This is a genomic window from Oscillatoria sp. FACHB-1406, assembly GCF_014698145.1.
Taxonomy (GTDB): domain Bacteria; phylum Cyanobacteriota; class Cyanobacteriia; order Cyanobacteriales; family Spirulinaceae; genus FACHB-1406.
Map to the genome: position 1 here is coordinate 78,712 of NZ_JACJSM010000008.1, position 14,796 is coordinate 93,507.

The 14,796-nt window shown below is 47.6% G+C and carries 14 protein-coding genes; 5 read left to right on the forward strand and 9 right to left on the reverse strand.

Translation table 11 applies throughout. The annotated features are described in order from the left end of the window. Positions 1–27: 27 nt before the first annotated feature. Positions 28–2,415, reverse strand: a complete 2,388-nt coding sequence (locus H6G50_RS10715; RefSeq protein ID WP_190715992.1) for an NACHT domain-containing NTPase — start codon at positions 2,413–2,415, stop codon at positions 28–30. Positions 2,416–2,821: 406 nt separating this feature from the next. Here H6G50_RS10715 and H6G50_RS10720 point away from each other — a divergent pair, with 406 nt between their 5' ends. Beyond that, positions 2,822–3,121 (forward strand): hypothetical protein, encoded by a 300-nt coding sequence (locus tag H6G50_RS10720; protein WP_206756567.1) that lies wholly within the window; start codon positions 2,822–2,824, stop codon positions 3,119–3,121. A gap of 8 nt (positions 3,122–3,129) precedes the next feature. On the opposite strand, the gene H6G50_RS10725 is transcribed toward H6G50_RS10720, so the two are convergent. From H6G50_RS10725 to H6G50_RS10745, 5 genes are all read right to left on the reverse strand, one after another. Continuing rightward, the gene (locus tag H6G50_RS10725) at positions 3,130–4,428 is read right to left on the reverse strand and encodes a DnaJ domain-containing protein (protein ID WP_190715996.1); all 1,299 of its coding nucleotides are present in this window, start codon (positions 4,426–4,428) and stop codon (positions 3,130–3,132) included. Positions 4,429–4,520: 92 nt separating this feature from the next. After that, positions 4,521–5,723 (reverse strand): Coenzyme F420 hydrogenase/dehydrogenase, beta subunit C-terminal domain, encoded by a 1,203-nt coding sequence (locus tag H6G50_RS10730; RefSeq protein WP_190715998.1) that lies wholly within the window; start codon positions 5,721–5,723, stop codon positions 4,521–4,523. 151 nt (positions 5,724–5,874) lie between these two features. Further along, positions 5,875–7,314: a serine/threonine-protein kinase gene (locus H6G50_RS10735; protein ID WP_190716000.1), complete on the reverse strand. Its 1,440-nt coding sequence runs from the start codon at positions 7,312–7,314 to the stop codon at positions 5,875–5,877. Between the two features lie 135 nt (positions 7,315–7,449). Continuing rightward, positions 7,450–8,514 carry an AI-2E family transporter gene (locus tag H6G50_RS10740; RefSeq protein ID WP_347239919.1) on the reverse strand — a complete coding sequence of 355 codons (1,065 nt, stop codon included), beginning with the start codon at positions 8,512–8,514 and terminating at the stop codon, positions 7,450–7,452. 266 nt (positions 8,515–8,780) lie between these two features. Beyond that, entirely contained in the window at positions 8,781–9,341 is a 561-nt protein-coding gene (locus tag H6G50_RS10745; protein WP_190716004.1) for a hypothetical protein, read from the reverse strand. A 147-nt stretch (positions 9,342–9,488) separates the two neighbouring features. Between H6G50_RS10745 and H6G50_RS10750 the strand changes: the two genes are divergently transcribed. After that, entirely contained in the window at positions 9,489–10,706 is a 1,218-nt protein-coding gene (locus tag H6G50_RS10750; RefSeq protein ID WP_190716006.1) for a sulfite exporter TauE/SafE family protein, read from the forward strand. Here the strand turns inward: H6G50_RS10750 and rpiA are convergent. Together rpiA and H6G50_RS10760 are read right to left on the reverse strand one after the other, a co-directional pair. Next, the gene (rpiA, locus tag H6G50_RS10755; RefSeq protein WP_190716008.1) at positions 10,703–11,416 is read right to left on the reverse strand and encodes a ribose-5-phosphate isomerase RpiA; all 714 of its coding nucleotides are present in this window, start codon (positions 11,414–11,416) and stop codon (positions 10,703–10,705) included. The two genes, H6G50_RS10750 and rpiA, sit on opposite strands and share 4 nt — an antisense overlap. A 163-nt stretch (positions 11,417–11,579) precedes the next feature. After that, the gene (locus tag H6G50_RS10760) at positions 11,580–12,074 is read right to left on the reverse strand and encodes an RNA-binding protein (protein WP_190716010.1); all 495 of its coding nucleotides are present in this window, start codon (positions 12,072–12,074) and stop codon (positions 11,580–11,582) included. Between the two features lie 24 nt (positions 12,075–12,098). Here H6G50_RS10760 and H6G50_RS10765 point away from each other — a divergent pair, with 24 nt between their 5' ends. From H6G50_RS10765 to H6G50_RS10775, 3 genes are all read left to right on the forward strand, one after another. Continuing rightward, positions 12,099–12,290, forward strand: a complete 192-nt coding sequence (locus H6G50_RS10765; protein ID WP_190716012.1) for a hypothetical protein — start codon at positions 12,099–12,101, stop codon at positions 12,288–12,290. Between the two features lie 427 nt (positions 12,291–12,717). After that, positions 12,718–12,915 (forward strand): NblA/ycf18 family protein, encoded by a 198-nt coding sequence (locus H6G50_RS10770; protein WP_190716014.1) that lies wholly within the window; start codon positions 12,718–12,720, stop codon positions 12,913–12,915. Positions 12,916–13,252: 337 nt separating this feature from the next. Continuing rightward, positions 13,253–14,125 carry a universal stress protein gene (locus H6G50_RS10775; RefSeq protein ID WP_190716016.1) on the forward strand — a complete coding sequence of 291 codons (873 nt, stop codon included), beginning with the start codon at positions 13,253–13,255 and terminating at the stop codon, positions 14,123–14,125. Positions 14,126–14,156: 31 nt separating this feature from the next. Here H6G50_RS10775 and H6G50_RS10780 read toward each other — a convergent pair whose 3' ends face one another. Then, positions 14,157–14,753, reverse strand: coding sequence for a phycobiliprotein lyase (locus H6G50_RS10780; protein ID WP_347239920.1), 597 nt, complete (start codon positions 14,751–14,753; stop codon positions 14,157–14,159). Positions 14,754–14,796: the final 43 nt, after the last annotated feature.

Here is a 14,796-nt window from a genome sequence, read left to right on the forward strand (position 1 = left end):
ACTTAGGTCATTCAACCGGATTTTAGATTAAGGGTTGTCTTTGCAGAACGCGATCGCTAAAAACAGCGTTTCCTCAATTTTCTGGCGCGTCTCTTTGCTAACATCGCACTCGCTGTTGAGACATTGCATTAAGAGTTTATTTGCCTCCCAATAATCCATAAGTAACGCTCTTTGTTCATCGCTAAACTTCCAATTGTGACCTATATTGCGATGTTGAATCATTACTCGTCTAAGGTTTATATTCCAGTTTTGACTATTTTCTATCCACCAATCGCTAGAAATTGTCTTTCTTTCGTCTGGAAGTTGTTCATTTAATTGTTTTAGCTTTTCATGCAAGATTTTCCCTGACTTCGAGAGGTGTAAACAATGATATAAGTCTGAAATTATTTCGCTGTGAACATTTCTCAAATGCTGATTGAATCCCGGATAGGTTGCGTGAAATATAGATTTTTCATGAAATCTTCCCGACAGATATATTGAGCGAGAGAGCAACCGAAGTAAATTTGAGTCAAGAGATAAAGAAGGTTCTAAATATATGTATACTAAACTGTAATTCATGGCAGAAAAAGATCGTGGGTACGGTAAAAAACTGGATATACCCAAGGGAGTAAATAAGTATTGATACAAGTAAGTATAAATATAAAAAGAACGAGTACGAGATAAATCGTTTTCAATCTTAAACTTCAACAGATTTGACACTTTTTCCACCATTTCAGGCGTATAACTCACCTTAACCGATCGCGCTTTTTCCATCCCCCAAGTCAACCACTCTTGAATCTTCTCATCCCCCGCCACCATTGCATCTGCGCGTTCCTTCATCAACAGTAATAAACGGTCTGCCTTCGGTGACATCGCCGCTGCCAACAGAAAAACCTCCTGCCAGCGTGGTTCTGTCAAATGTACCGTTAATTCCTGCAACTTCTCTAGTGCAGACTGTTGCACGGTCACAATCTCTCGCGCGGCAAAATACTCGTGAAAAGTCAGGTGAGAAAAGGAATAAATTCCCTTTGCTCGCTCCACTAACAGACCGTGTTGCGCCTCAATCGACCGCAACACCTTTTCGCTGTCGAGTTGCAACGCTTCTTCGTCATCAGCCGCCCCCGGTAAATTGCGAATATACTCGACAATTTCTCGTTCCGCTCGCTCCTGCTTGAAAAAATAATCGCTCTCTACAAACGTCGTCCAAGCCAGTTGACTCAACAAATCTTCCTTGCGCCCCAGCGAAAGTTTTTTATAAGGATTGTTGCGCTTGATGCCTCGCTCTGCATCCCATTTTTTCAGCAGCGCATCGACTCCTTCTTTATACAAATTCGCCCGATTTTCTGAGAAATCTCCCGACTCTTCAAATACCAAACAGAGCAGCGTCAATAGCAGTGGATCTGTTGCCAACTTCTTAACCGCTTCTTGTCCATTTAGCCGTTCAAGAAACTTTTCCGATCGCACTTGTTTGTCTTTGAACCAGTTGTTCGCGAACGTCGCAATCTGCTCGTCGTCAAAATCGGCAATTTCAACCTCTGTAAACTTTTCAAAGATATATTCTTTTGCAGCAATGCGACAGGTTAAAATAACCCGGTTGTTGGGATAGTCATAGCAAAAATTGTCAATCTCTTTGAGAACGCGACTGCTATCTTCCTCTCTGACCTCATCCAAACCATCCAATAAAACTAGAGTAAAATTTGCTTTTAAAATATTCTTTAATCGTTCTGGAGTGACCGCAGATTGAAAGCGAGTCGCAATATAATCGAGTAAATTCGGACTATTCTGAGCTTCCGCAAAATCTTTTAACGTCACAAAAAAGGGAACGCATTCTTGACAAAATTTTCCGTCAAGGCAATGAATGGCAAGAAATTTTAGAAACGTGGTTTTCCCGGCTCCCGGTTTTCCTAAAATCAGCAAGTGAGGATAATCTTTGACCGCTGTTAATGCAGGGACTCGCTTTTCTTTAACTTGACTCAATCCCCACCGATTAAAATCATCGTCAAAATTAAAGTTTTCCAATAATTCATTGATATTTTTGCGGCGGCTTGCCGTAATTTTTTCGAGAATATTAACGTCGGTATAAATTTCATTCAATCCTATCGGGTGCGTCATATCGAGAATCCGCATTTTTCCGCAACGCTCTCGAATCTGCTCGCTTATCGCTGCCCGCACTTCCCGGACAATAACGTCTGTTTCTTCTTCTGTTTCATCGTGTGAAGGTTTTTCGATAATTTCCTGCCAATCTAACTCTAACCAATCGCAAATTTTAATCAAGTTATTGCGAACAATTGGCTTCCGAGCAAAAAAGTTAGTGACTGTACTGCGGCTGATTAGCAAGCTTTCTGCTAGCACAGTTTTAGAAATCCTTTGTCGTTCGAGGGCGCGTTCGGCTTTTTTAATTCCTTCTTCCGAAGCAACGAGCGAGCGTCCAGTCATAGTTAGGTGAATGAAGCGATCGCGTCCAATTGTAGCCTGTTTCTCAAAATGCCGGTAGGGATATAGCAGCGTTCATTCGCGTCAACTTATGGTGAAACGCTTAGCCCGCCAGGAACTCAAGTTCCTGGCTAATAGCTGAAACCCGTTGAAACGGGTTGGATACATTGGTATTAAGGTGAAACACTTAGCCCGCCAAGAACTCAAGTTCTTGGCTAATAGCTGAAACCCGTTGAAACGGGTTGGATACATCTAAATTTACCAATCCTATAAAGAGGACTTGAGTGATTAACCTTGGGTTGAACCCAAGGCGGGCTGTGCGAGCAGGTTTAAGCTTAAGTTGACACCAATGAGTAGTGCTATGCCCTCGGCATTGTACTTAATTTTTAATTTTTAATTTTTAAAAGTCATGCAACTCGGGCGCAAACTCGGGCATGAAAACCAGCAGCCCTTTTTTAGAGTGAGAAGACAACGAACTCAAAGGGAACAAGCAATGGAGAATATTCTGTTTTTATTCGGTTGGTGGGCTGTCCAAAAGATTGCTGATGCTGTCTTCGCTAAAGTCCTGGAAAAAGCGCTTAGCGATGAAAATTTGAAGCGTTGGACTAGCGCATCCAAGCGTCAAGTTTTAGCGTTTTACTTAACTTATTTGTTGCGAACTCAGCCCTTGCAAAGCTCGCAGCAACAAACACAGAATGAGGAGGCTTAAGGTAATGCCTAAAAAAACAATGCACTAAATGCGATATAAGTCAACCACCCGGCAATGAGGAGGAAGAGGGGGGTTGCGATCGCGGCGACGGATTCAGGTAAGTTATTAATCTGGGTGCAACCGTGGTACAAAATCAGAACGGTATAGCTACTCCCTAACACAGTCAGGGCGACAGCTACGGGCAATCCCCACTGCGTCGAAAAGGCACTCGCCAGCGCTAAGAATCCTGTCGGAAGTACGGTTAACCCCGCGACAAAGATATCTCCCGCCCAACTGCCGGAACGCCGCCAGCTAAATCGCGCGATCGCGCCCAGAACAGTCAGCGCTAAAAAGGGAACCAGTCCAACCAACAGCAAATCGAAGAAGGAATAAATAAACCACTTGCGCCAGCCCCAAAACGCCCCCGTAATGAAGGCACAATTCGCGATCGCGGCGAACACCGTCCCCACTGCCACCGCCTCACCGCGATCCAAGCGCAGATAGGCGTTCAGCAAGCCCCCGTTCGGATTGCGCGCCACATCCCATAAGGTTAACAGCGTCATCCCAGCAATCCGACTCGCTCCAAAAAAACCGTCTCCGAGTGGGTTTTCGCCCCAACGCCAGCGTTGCTTTTTCAACCGCCGCAAGCTATCCCGCGCCAGCTTGTAGCCGCTGCCATCGCCTTGCGCTTGGAACATCGCGATCGCGGTTTGCCAATCCTTCACTGCCATTGCCATCTCGTTGAGATCGTGATGGGCTACGCCGCGATGATAATACGCTTGACCATCATCCGGTTCTATAGCGATCGCTTGATTGTAAGCTTCGATCGCGGACTGAGTATAACCCAGCCGATAGCGGGCGCGACCTTGATAATAGTAAGCATCGCTATAATTGGGATCGATAGCGAGGGCGAGGCGGCAATCTTCCAACGCGCCGCGATCGTCGCCCAGCTTGTGGCGTACTTCTGCCCGTTTGAGGTAGGCTTCGACAAAATTGGGATTGAGGCGAATGGCGCGATCGTACTGCGCGATCGCACCCCGATAGTTTTTCTCTAAGATTTTCTTCGCACCCCGCACGTAAAAATCGTAAGCATTGGGCGCTGAATCTCGCGGTTCCGGAGTGCCGGTGCGATCGTACAATTGACGCTGAGCCAGATCCGAAAGCACTTCATACGCTTCGCAAATCCGTTTAAACTCTGCCTCCGCTTCGGGATTATCCGGATGCAAATCGGGATGATACTGACGCGCTAACTTCCGAAATGCGGCCTTAATTTCCTCCAGATTAGCTCGGTGCGAAATGCGGAGAATTTGATAGTAATCTTGATTCACTGCCCGCTGTTTGCCAAATACACCTTCAACTCTTCTTCACCCTTCACCGTTCATTATTCATTGCTCACTATTCATCATTCATTATTCATTATTCATTCTTTCGGCAATTCGTACTGCCCGACAATTCGCTTTGCATATTCCGGAACGTGCGCTTCGAGCTTTTCGGGATGATTGCGCCGCACGTAAAGATAATTGCGCGTAAAATGAGAATCAATCGAAAAACGGGCGTATTCCAAACCCTGCGGCCCGATTTTATCAATAACCACACCCATTAACTTCGCCGCCCACATCGGTAACGTCACGCCCGCATCGTAAGCCGGGATTCCCTGTTGAACGGCAGCTTGACGTTTGCCCTTAGAAAAAACCGGCTGCGTGTTGAGTTGTTCGTTCACTAAATCCAGCATTTCTTGCCCGGTTTCGTTGCGAACCACAATCCACTGCCAGCCGAAGGGCGCGCCCATATAGCCCACGACTAAATCGGCGAGGGAGTTGACATAATCGAAGCAACTTAAACAGGAAGGCGCGAAGATATCTTTTAACTTTTTAGTATTCAAACCGAAGAAGGGAACGGTTTCGATCGAACCGTCCTCGTGTTTGAAATGAATGCGGAAATCTTGCATGAATTCATAATGCACCACTGTTTCCGGCGATCGGCTGGTGGTTTCGAGGAATTTTTGCAATCCGGCGCGAGAAACATTATCAACGCAGGGCGTACCCAGCACGTAGAGTTTTTCGAGTCCTAATTCTTTCTCCACTGCGCGCAGGGCTTGAATTTGACAGCCAACGCCGATAACAAGCAAGCGTTTTAGCCCCGACTGTTCGATCTGTTCGAGGACGGAAAGATTGGGGGAGAGGGTGGGTTTATTGACGCGCGCGGCGAGGACTTCTTCGGGAGTGCGGGCAATAACTGGCATCGGCTGAAAGCGATCTTCGGCGGTATTCTGGACGCAGACTACGCCCTCGACTAAGCCGCGATTCAGCATTTCGCAGGCAATGGTGCTGACAATTCCCGTCCACTGCGCGCCTTCAATCGGTTCCTTTTTTTGGGCTGCCATCATGCTTTGATGAACTCCGAAGTACCAATCGTCTTGGTTTTCTAGATCGCGCGATCGCCCGTGAGTTTGTTCCTCCAGTTCGGCGATTTGCTGGTTGAGAAAAGCGCAGGCATCCTTGACATAATGGATATAATATGTATCGCACAGCCCGCATTCGCTACAGAGTTCTTTCGCAGGGCGGCGACTGTCCGCTTTCAAGGCTTTGGATTTGAGGTGTTTGCGCGTCGGGGCTGAAGTCATGGGTTCGAGCAGTAGAGTTTTAAAGAGGGAGTGCTGTTGTCAGAGTAGCAAAGAATATGGATACAAGCGTGCCAGAGTTCAAAGAAGGGCAGATGCGATCGTACCGAATGCGCCCAAACGAGTCGGGTTCGACGGTGTTGATTAACAAAATTCACCTTTTCTCAACCACCTGAACTTCAGTAACGGGCATTTCCAACCAAATACCCAGTTCGTTCGCCAACCATTCCGCTTCGCCTTGGGATAACCAAAAGGTTCGATTGCCGACTAAAAAGTCATCTTTGTTTGAATAACTCGTCACCAATTTGATGTGATAAAAATTGTCTTTATGGACTAACTGTACTTTTCTGATATTAGCGGAAAATGCTTGTTTTAGGCAAATAGATTCCCGCTCTTTATCTTGAAATTGTCTCCAAAGAAAAATCTCATTTTTATCAATTTTTAAGACAATATAGCTTGATTCAATACTACTTTTTCGGTCTTGCAAAATACTTCTAAAAATTGCGAAAATTCCGATTACATTAAAAAAGCTTGCTAAAGATGGCTGGTCTATATTATTCAGAATCGGAGCTAATACCAAAAATCCTAAAAATAGACCAATACTGACCCCGGAAAACCTAAAAAAATCTGGTGCAGTAATGCTAATCTCTTCAGGCTCTTTTTTGATAAAGCACCGAGCAGAGTCCGGACGAGCAAATGGCTTTAGGTTACTTGCAAGCGTTTTAGTAAGGGGAGATAATTGTTCTGAAGTCTCCCTAAATTGGGGATTATTTAAAGCTTGAAGCGCTTCCTTGGCACTAGCAAATCGTTGGGAAGGGGTTGATTGTACCATCCGCCAAAGCCAATGGGTAAATTGAGCCGATAATTGAGTGGATTGCTGAAAATCCAGTCGTAAGTCATCGGTCATGAACTCGGCGGGATGTTGTCCCGTTGCGAGATAAATGATTGTTGCCCCTAAACTGTATAAATCGGAGAGTTGGGTCGCGCGTCCGCCAAACTGTTCGGGAGGCATATAACCATAAGTCCCGACAATAGTCATTGTTCCCGAATGAATTGCGGTTTGCACCGAGCCAAAATCGACGAGATACACTTTTCCGGGACTATTGCCGGTGCGCCCCGCTACGCGGTTCCCTGCGGGATCGCCGAGTAAGATATTACTGGGTTTAAGATCGCGGTGAATGACGGGCGGTTTGCGATCGTGGAGGTAGCTTAAAATCTCCAGTAATTCCTTAGCAATGGCTTTTAATTCTGCCTCGCTAAAACTGCGCCCGCTTTGAATCCAATCTTGGAGCGATCGCGCTTCGATATAATTTTGGACTAAGGCAAACCCTTTACCCAACTCCGTCTCAATTTCAAAAGAATCAAGATACTGCGGGATTGAGGAGTGTTCGAGAACTTTTAAGGTTTCTGCTTCTCGCTCGAACAGTTTGAGATCGTCCCAGGTGAAGTCGGGACCGAACAAGAGTAACTTGATGATAACGGTGGCCTGGGTTTGCAGATCCTTGGCTAAAAAGGTTCGCCGTCCGGTTTTGCGACTGAGGAGGGATTGAATTCGATAGCGATCGCGCAATACTCGATTAATCAGTTGCTCCATTGCTCTTAAAGCGCAAAATAAGTTGTATCGCTTTTCCCCTTTCTATTCTATCCTCACTTTCTCATGCCACTTTAAATTTGTCTCAAAATCGTTAATTGTTCGTTATTCAGGATTTTCCCGTCTTCCCTTTCCCCGTCAATCTTCAATTCGCGATCGCAACTCGACCAATTCTTCTGGCGGTGGCATGGGGATTTTTTCAGGATTGAATAAGTCCACCATACTTTTAATAAAACCGGCAATGGGAACGGCTATCACTAAGCCGAGAAAGCCAGCAATCTTAGCCGCAATTAACAGAGAAATCAGAATCCAAACGGGATTGAGTCCAATAAATCCACCTAGAAGACGGGGCGCGATCGCGTTTTCAATCGCTTGTTCGACGGCTAGGGCAATGATGAAGACTTTACCGCCCAACCAGATACTATTTAAGCCAACTAAAATACTAATTAACAAGATTCCAGAAACGCCACCAAAAGGAATTAAGGCAAAAATCCCCTCAATGATTCCAAATAGCAGTCCGAAAGGAACTTGCAGTAGCAGCAGTGTAAGGGTGATACTTACGCCGATAATGGCAGCGAGTGTCGCTTGCCCAACATAGTAGTTATGAAAGTTTTGTCCGAGAGATTCGCGAACGCGATCGCGAAATTTAGCCGGAAAGATCGAAAATAATCCATCCCATAACTCTGCGCCATGCAGCAGCATATAAAAGGTCAGAACTAAGGTTAAAACAAGATCTAAAACTCGTCCGATCGCCGAAACAAGTCCGCCCAATAAGTGACCGCTGACATCTTGCAATTGCGACGATAACCGTTCTAAAGATTGAGCCGTCAAACTACCGACATTACTAATGAGTCGATATTGGGCTGCCCATTTTTCAAATCCTTGCAGTTGCAAGCGCGCGGATTCCAACCACGAGGGCAGACGCTCTAGGAAAGTATTGCCTTGATCGATCGCGATCGGAACCAGGGTTACGCCTAAAATTGCTAATACTATAATTAAACCCAGCAACACGAGCAAAATCGCTATAGGCCGTTTGAGTCGATAGCGCTCTAACAGTTTTACCGGATAGTCTAAAATAAACGAGAGTAGGGTTGCCGCGACGACGACGTTAATGAGCGATTGAAAATACTGAAGAATTAATAATAAAATCCAGCCATTTAGTGCTAGCAAAGGGAGAAACAATCCCACAATAAACCACTGCACAAACCTTCGTATTGTTCCTTTCATTTCCCGTCTAACCTAAGTTAAGCTGTCAATTGCGCAAATTGGATTTGCATTTACAATATTATCGCTTCTACAGTTTACTGGGGGATTGGCGCGGTAAATTGGCTCGGAAGCGCGATCGCTCGGACGAGGTGACAAGCAAGCGTGTTACAAGAATGGGGAACCCGTCAATCAACCCATTAATTCTCATTTAAAAAAGTCTTAGGCTTGACATTATACAATAATTTTTTTTAATGACGCTTGCTTTAAAAACGTTTTCTGAGGGTAAAAACGACACTCGATACGAAAAAGATTATCGCGATCGCAACGCCAATCGAGGGCCACTCGAAACCTCGCTCTGAGGAGGTGGGAGTTTTCACAATGATAGCCGTTGTCGGCGAAACTTCAGTACGAGAACTCGGACTAACGGTAACGGGATAACTTAACCGAAAAGCCTGAAATTCTCCCGCTTTTTTTGGCGTTCCTTTCAATTCCACTTGGTAGAGTCCGGCAGTCGGAAACTCGAAACTTGCTGCTGGAATGCTACGATAGCGCTCGACATCGATCGCGCTTAAATTAGGCTCGATAATCTTCTTAAACGGCGTTGTCGAGCTATCGTAAACTGTTAACTGACAATTACACGCTTCGAGGGGAATCGGTTCGCCGCCCCGATGCGTCAGCGCGAACCAAACGCGGGCTGTTTCTCCGGCGCGCGGTTGATGGTTGGGTTCGAGGTGAAAGGTTGCCCCGACATCGGCATCCGTTTCAATGTTATGGGCGATACGATCGCGATTCAAAAAACTCTTATAATCAATGACAATTGTCATTTTAATGCTCTCTCTTTTAGCAATTAAAAATTACCTTTTACTTTTTATAATTTAGCCTTTAAAACTCATGATTTATCTTTGACGACTTGTCATTTGTTGCTCATCCTTTATAATGCTTTATTTATAACTCATAATTGATGATTTATCGTGTTAGATTTATCGCTTTTAGTCGCATTAGGATTTTTAGGAAGTTTTGGGCATTGCGTGGGAATGTGCGGCCCCTTGGCGGTCGCTTTCTCGCTCTCAAATGAAACTTCCCAATCGTCCAACGGGTTGCAAAACTTACGATTTCATCTCCTCCTTAATAGCAGTCGTCTTTTGAGTTATGCAGTCGTGGGTGCAATTTTAGGGGGGGTGAGTGGCGCGATCGCAACGGGGGGACAACTGGCAGGAGTTGGGAGCAGTTTTCGGCAAGGAATCGCGATTTTGACGGGTTTAATGCTGATTTGGTTTGCTTTAGTGCAGCTTGCGCCCAATTTCTTACCCCGTCTCCCTTTTTTGCACCCCGGACGCGGATTGTGGCATCAAGGTTTAGGGGGAATGCTAACCGGGCTATCGGGCGGGCAGCAATGGTGGACTCCTGCTGTTTTAGGCGCACTTTGGGGATTGATGCCCTGCGGTTTTCTGTATGCGGCTCAAATTAAAGCGGCGGCGACGGGGAGTTGGTTTTTAGGAGCGCTAACAATGTTGGGGTTTGGGCTGGGAACGCTGCCGACAATGGTAGGAGCGGGGCTTTCAGCTTCGCACTTCAGTGCCGCCCGCCGCAGTCAGTTGTTTCGGTTGGGGGGCTGGATAACGCTAGCGATTGGCTGCCTCACCTTATTCCGCAGCGATGTCATGCTTGATTATACGGGTCATGCTGCCCTGTTGCTGCTAGCCCTGGCCTTAAGCGCGCGTCCGATCGCGGGATTTTGGGCTGCACCGCTCCGATACCGCCGCGCGATTGGCGTGGGGGCTTTCATCCTCGCTGCGGCGCATACGGGGCAGATGATGGAACATTCATTAAATTGGAATTTCGAGGCGATCGCGTTTCTGTTGCCGGAGCATCGTTGGGCATTATTATCCGGCGCGATCGCGTTGTTACTTTTAACTCCCCTCGCTCTGACCAGTTTCGACTATTGGCAGCGAATTTTGGGGCGTTACTGGCGGCGCTTGCACTTGCTTGCCGTGCCTGCTTTCCTACTCGCCGCACTCCATACGGTTTTCTTTGGTTCGAGTTATTGGGGCGCTCTGGATGGCGGATGGCAGAATTCTCTCCACGCCTACAGTCTTGGGGCGATCGCGCTCCTCATTCTGGCGCTGCGATCGCCGCTTGTTTGGTCGCTTTTCTCTCTAGCTCGGTTTTACCGCAAACCCGGAAATTAAGTAATTTCGCGGATAACGGGTTCTCCGTCTTTAATTTCGCCCACCAAAATCACATCGGCAACGCCAACAAACAAGCCATTTTCTAATACGCCAGGAATGTTATTCAGCGTCTTTTCCAATTCGGCGGGATTATCGATGTTATCAAATTTAACATCGATTACTAAATTTCCCTGATCCGTCACGACCGGGCCTGCTTTTTTCACGCCCATGCGCAATTCCGGCTTGCCGCCCAGTTTCTCGATCGCGCGCGTTACCGGCGCAACCGCCATCGGAATCACTTCTACCGGCAGTAAAAAGGTCGAGCCTAATTTATCGACCAACTTACCGCCATCCACCACCACGATAAACTCTTCGGCGAGGCAGTCTACTACTTTCTCGCGGGTGTGGGCTGCACCGCCGCCTTTAATCAAGTTTTTGTTCGGATCGACTTCATCGGCCCCGTCGATGGCAATATCGATGCGATCGATCGCGTCGAGGGTGACTAGGGGAATACCGTACTTCTTCGCTAAAACTTCCGCTTGAAAGGAAGTTGGAACCCCGACAATATCTTTTAATTCTCCTGAAGCGAGCCGCTCGCCCAAATACTCAATGGCGTAAGCTGTGGTCGATCCCGTTCCCAAACCAACAATCGACCCGGAGCGAACTTTTGCCGCCGCCGCTTTGCCGACTTCTTGTTTCATTACAATTACCGGATCCGTTTCCCCTGACACGCTGACCTCTCCTTAAACTTTGCAATCGATCGAGTTAAAATTGGCGCGCCAAATCCTCCCAATCGGTTTTGACGCGAAAGTCTTTGATTCCTCTATTTGAGGACGAGAAAAAAGCATCGCACAGCAGAAAATCTCGCCGACTTTCTCCCGTCATCCTCCGGTTTTAGCTATTCGTCGCTTGAGCGCTGAGCATCTCTTTCAATTTAGCTAACTCGTCTGCCCAACGCGGATCGGGTTGAACGCCTCCCGCATTCGCTGTCGAGGTACTGCTGCTGCTGCTGCTGCGATCGTTGCGCTTGGCTTTGTTGCCGCGATCGCTGCGCTTGCTCGACCCACTGCTGCCGACGTTCGTAATCGGTTTCGGTGCGCTCTCGCTTGTTTCGTCGCCCCCTTCCGGTTTCGACTTCGCACGCGGGAGGGCTTTTTCGATCTTCAGGGTCGTATCCATAAAGGCTTGACCGTTATGCTTTTCGATTAGCTCGTTAGCCATCTCATCAGTCGGAACCGTGACAAAGGCAAAACCTCTACACTTCCCCGTTTTCCGGTCTTTGATCACCTTGGTGGAGACTGCATCCCCAGCGTCGGCGAATACCGCCTGTAAATCCTTGCGCTCGATGGGTTCTTTGGGTAAATTGCCCACATATAGCCGAATAGACATCTTGAGAATTACCTCCGGATTGTTATGAAATCAAAACTTGACAGGCTGGCTCGGGGCGGCTTGATGCAAAATCTATTACGACTCAAAGTGCAAATTCTCAATTCATCGAACAATTTAGTTCGCCTTCCCCTGCGCTCGCCAACTGCTCTCTCTTCCTGCGGCGATTTAAATCTTTGCTTCAGCAAACCGCTCTTTCCTCATACGACGTTAATTTGACGTTCTCTTGGATTGGAACTGCTCGAACTACTTGTAGAGCTACACAGGTCTCACCGCCGTTGCCGAGCGAGCATTACAACAGGTTTAAACCCTTTACAAACTTATCACGCTCCGAGCATTTTTACACAAAATCAGCGAGTTTGTGGCCCTCGAGCGAGCTTACTTCCAGGGAAAGTTGACACAATTTGTTCGCTCCGAGCTTTTTCCGCCTGCTGCAATTGGTACAACTACCAGCGAACGAGATTTCCCTCGTCCTTTCGGATTTTCTCCCCCTGTCGAAAGAAGGATGGCACTTTTGTCAAACGTTTGTTATATTTCTTCATAAGCTAGATCGAAGTCGAAGTTCTCCCGAACCGGAAAGCCTCCAAGATCGGCTTATTGCTTCCATTCTGTCCTGTTGTTTGTTTCGTTTGGAGATTGGGTAATTATGTTTCAACCGTCAGACTTCACTTTAGAGCAACAATTCAGCATCCGTTCCTTTGAGACTCAGGTTCAGCAGATGAGTCGCGAGCAAGCTCAGGATTTCCTGGTCAAGCTCTACGAACAAATGCTCGCTCGTGAGAATATGTACAAATCTTTCCTCAAGCATGAATGGGGCTTAGATACTCCCTGGCAGGCTCAGTAATGAGTCCGCAATTGCTGCGGTTGCCTCTTTCTTTAGCTAAGTTCCCGAAGACGGAAAGAAGCTGAGGATGCTGGGGTACCCTAGCGAGAGTCTCAATGCTGTTGGTTCGCTCCACTAGCGGCTATCCTCACACGATTGGATTATTTTTTATTTTTACTTCAGGTCCCGGCTTAGCGATAAGCTGTTATGAGTTTTTTCCTAAACTAACGCCTCACTTAACCCTTCTGTGCGTAATTATTAAGCAGCAACTTTGCTAGGGTGCGAGCGATCGCGCTCGAAAACTCGGTCAATCGGAACTACACTAGAGAGGTAGAGCAACTTGCTGGTAACACAGCCTATGTTTACGCGCAGCCTCATTTGCACTGATTTTTCCGATAGTTTAGACCGACTGACTCGCTTTGTGCCTCAACTCGCCCACGGCGGGTTGCGTCAAATCGTCTTCGTCCACAGCGTTCCATTATGGGAAGGCGGTCAAATTCCCCACATTGACGAAGAAAAGGTGGAGAAGGCGAAAGTACGCCTGAATGAAGCGTTAAGTGACATTCCCGAAGGGATAGAAGTCATTGTGGAAACGCCTTCGGGTCGTCCGGTCGATACTCTTCCCAAGCTCGTTGGTAAATATCAGAGTGAAGTTGTTATTACGGGAAGTTCGATTCGCAATTTACTCCAAGAGAAAGTAGCAGGAAGTACGACCTTGGAGTTGACGAGATTGACAGCAACGCCGCTGATGATTCTTCGCCCTCAACTGATTTCAACCTATCGCTCGCCAGAGTTAGCGCTGCGATGCGAGAATTTGTGGAGTTATTTGTTGATTCCCTATAATGACGGGGATACGGCACGTTATTTGCTCGATCGCGTCAAAAATTGCCTTGAGAAGAGTCAGCAGGGGACTTCGACTCAATGTATGCTGTTGTGGGTGGTGGACGACGGACAAAAGAACATCCCGGTTGAATATCGCATTCAAGAAGCCGAACAAAAGCTAGCAGCCGCAAAAGTAGAGTTAGAAGCGTTGGGGGTAGCGGTGCAGACGCAAGTGCGTACCGGCACGCCGTTTTTAGAGATTATTAAGACAGCCGGGGAATTTGATATCAGTGCGATCGCGACTTCCCACCTGACGCGCGGCGCTCTTTTAGATTGGACGGTTCCCAGTATCGCCAACGAAATTTTACGCCGTTCCTGGTTTCCCGTCCTCTTTTTCCCGCCGAGGTGAAAAAGCGATCGCGATCGCTCTTTTAGCCCGCCTACCAACCGCCGATCGCGTAGCTGGGTTGCGGGTTCGTCGTCGGAGTGGCGATCGCGTCCGGTAACGTCACCTCGCCATCCACCCGCGCTTCGATGCAAAACGTCGCCGTACTCAAACCGCCGAAGCGCTTCACCGTACTGCTACGCAGGCGCACATCTGGCGACAAAAACCAGAAGCGCTCGATAATGCTCATGCTTTCGTACTCGGTAATCAGGTTTAACCCTTCCTCGTCGTCCACCTCGTAATGCCCAGCAACCGGGACGATTTCAGCGTACCCGCGTTCGCGCAACAATTGTCCTTTGCGAGGATTATCCGGATCCGGGATTAAGGAAAATACCGTCGATCCGGCGTGATCTTCTCCCTCCTTATCCCACGCCATCGCCCCATCCCACGTTACAAACGCGCCGCCGCAAGCCAAACTCGGATCGACATCGTGCATTTGACAGATTTCAATAATTTTGGGATCGTCGGCGGCGAGGGTTTCGACGACGATATCCGAACCGCCACTCTCGGCGCGACGGAAGGGGAGATGATGGGTAGTGCGTTGCGATCGCCACCGTCCAGCACTTCGCTGGAAAAATTCCATTGCATCCACGATCTTGCTCTTTCCCTAGAATGTGTAGAGTTCTATTCTCTAT

Bases quoted from the DNA above. Each gene is read 5' to 3' on its own strand.
- H6G50_RS10745 (WP_190716004.1), bottom strand. From the start codon at position 9,341: ATGACAATTGTCATTGATTATAAGAGTTTTTTGAATCGCGATCGTATC.
- H6G50_RS10735 (WP_190716000.1), bottom strand. From the start codon at position 7,314: ATGGAGCAACTGATTAATCGAGTATTGCGCGATCGCTATCGAATTCAA.
- H6G50_RS10715 (WP_190715992.1), bottom strand. From the start codon at position 2,415: ATGACTGGACGCTCGCTCGTTGCTTCGGAAGAAGGAATTAAAAAAGCC.
- H6G50_RS10775 (WP_190716016.1), top strand. From the start codon at position 13,253: ATGTTTACGCGCAGCCTCATTTGCACTGATTTTTCCGATAGTTTAGAC.
- H6G50_RS10770 (WP_190716014.1), top strand. From the start codon at position 12,718: ATGTTTCAACCGTCAGACTTCACTTTAGAGCAACAATTCAGCATCCGT.
- H6G50_RS10760 (WP_190716010.1), bottom strand. From the start codon at position 12,074: ATGTCTATTCGGCTATATGTGGGCAATTTACCCAAAGAACCCATCGAG.
- H6G50_RS10730 (WP_190715998.1), bottom strand. From the start codon at position 5,723: ATGACTTCAGCCCCGACGCGCAAACACCTCAAATCCAAAGCCTTGAAA.
- H6G50_RS10720 (WP_206756567.1), top strand. From the start codon at position 2,822: ATGCAACTCGGGCGCAAACTCGGGCATGAAAACCAGCAGCCCTTTTTT.
- H6G50_RS10765 (WP_190716012.1), top strand. From the start codon at position 12,099: ATGAAATCAAAACTTGACAGGCTGGCTCGGGGCGGCTTGATGCAAAAT.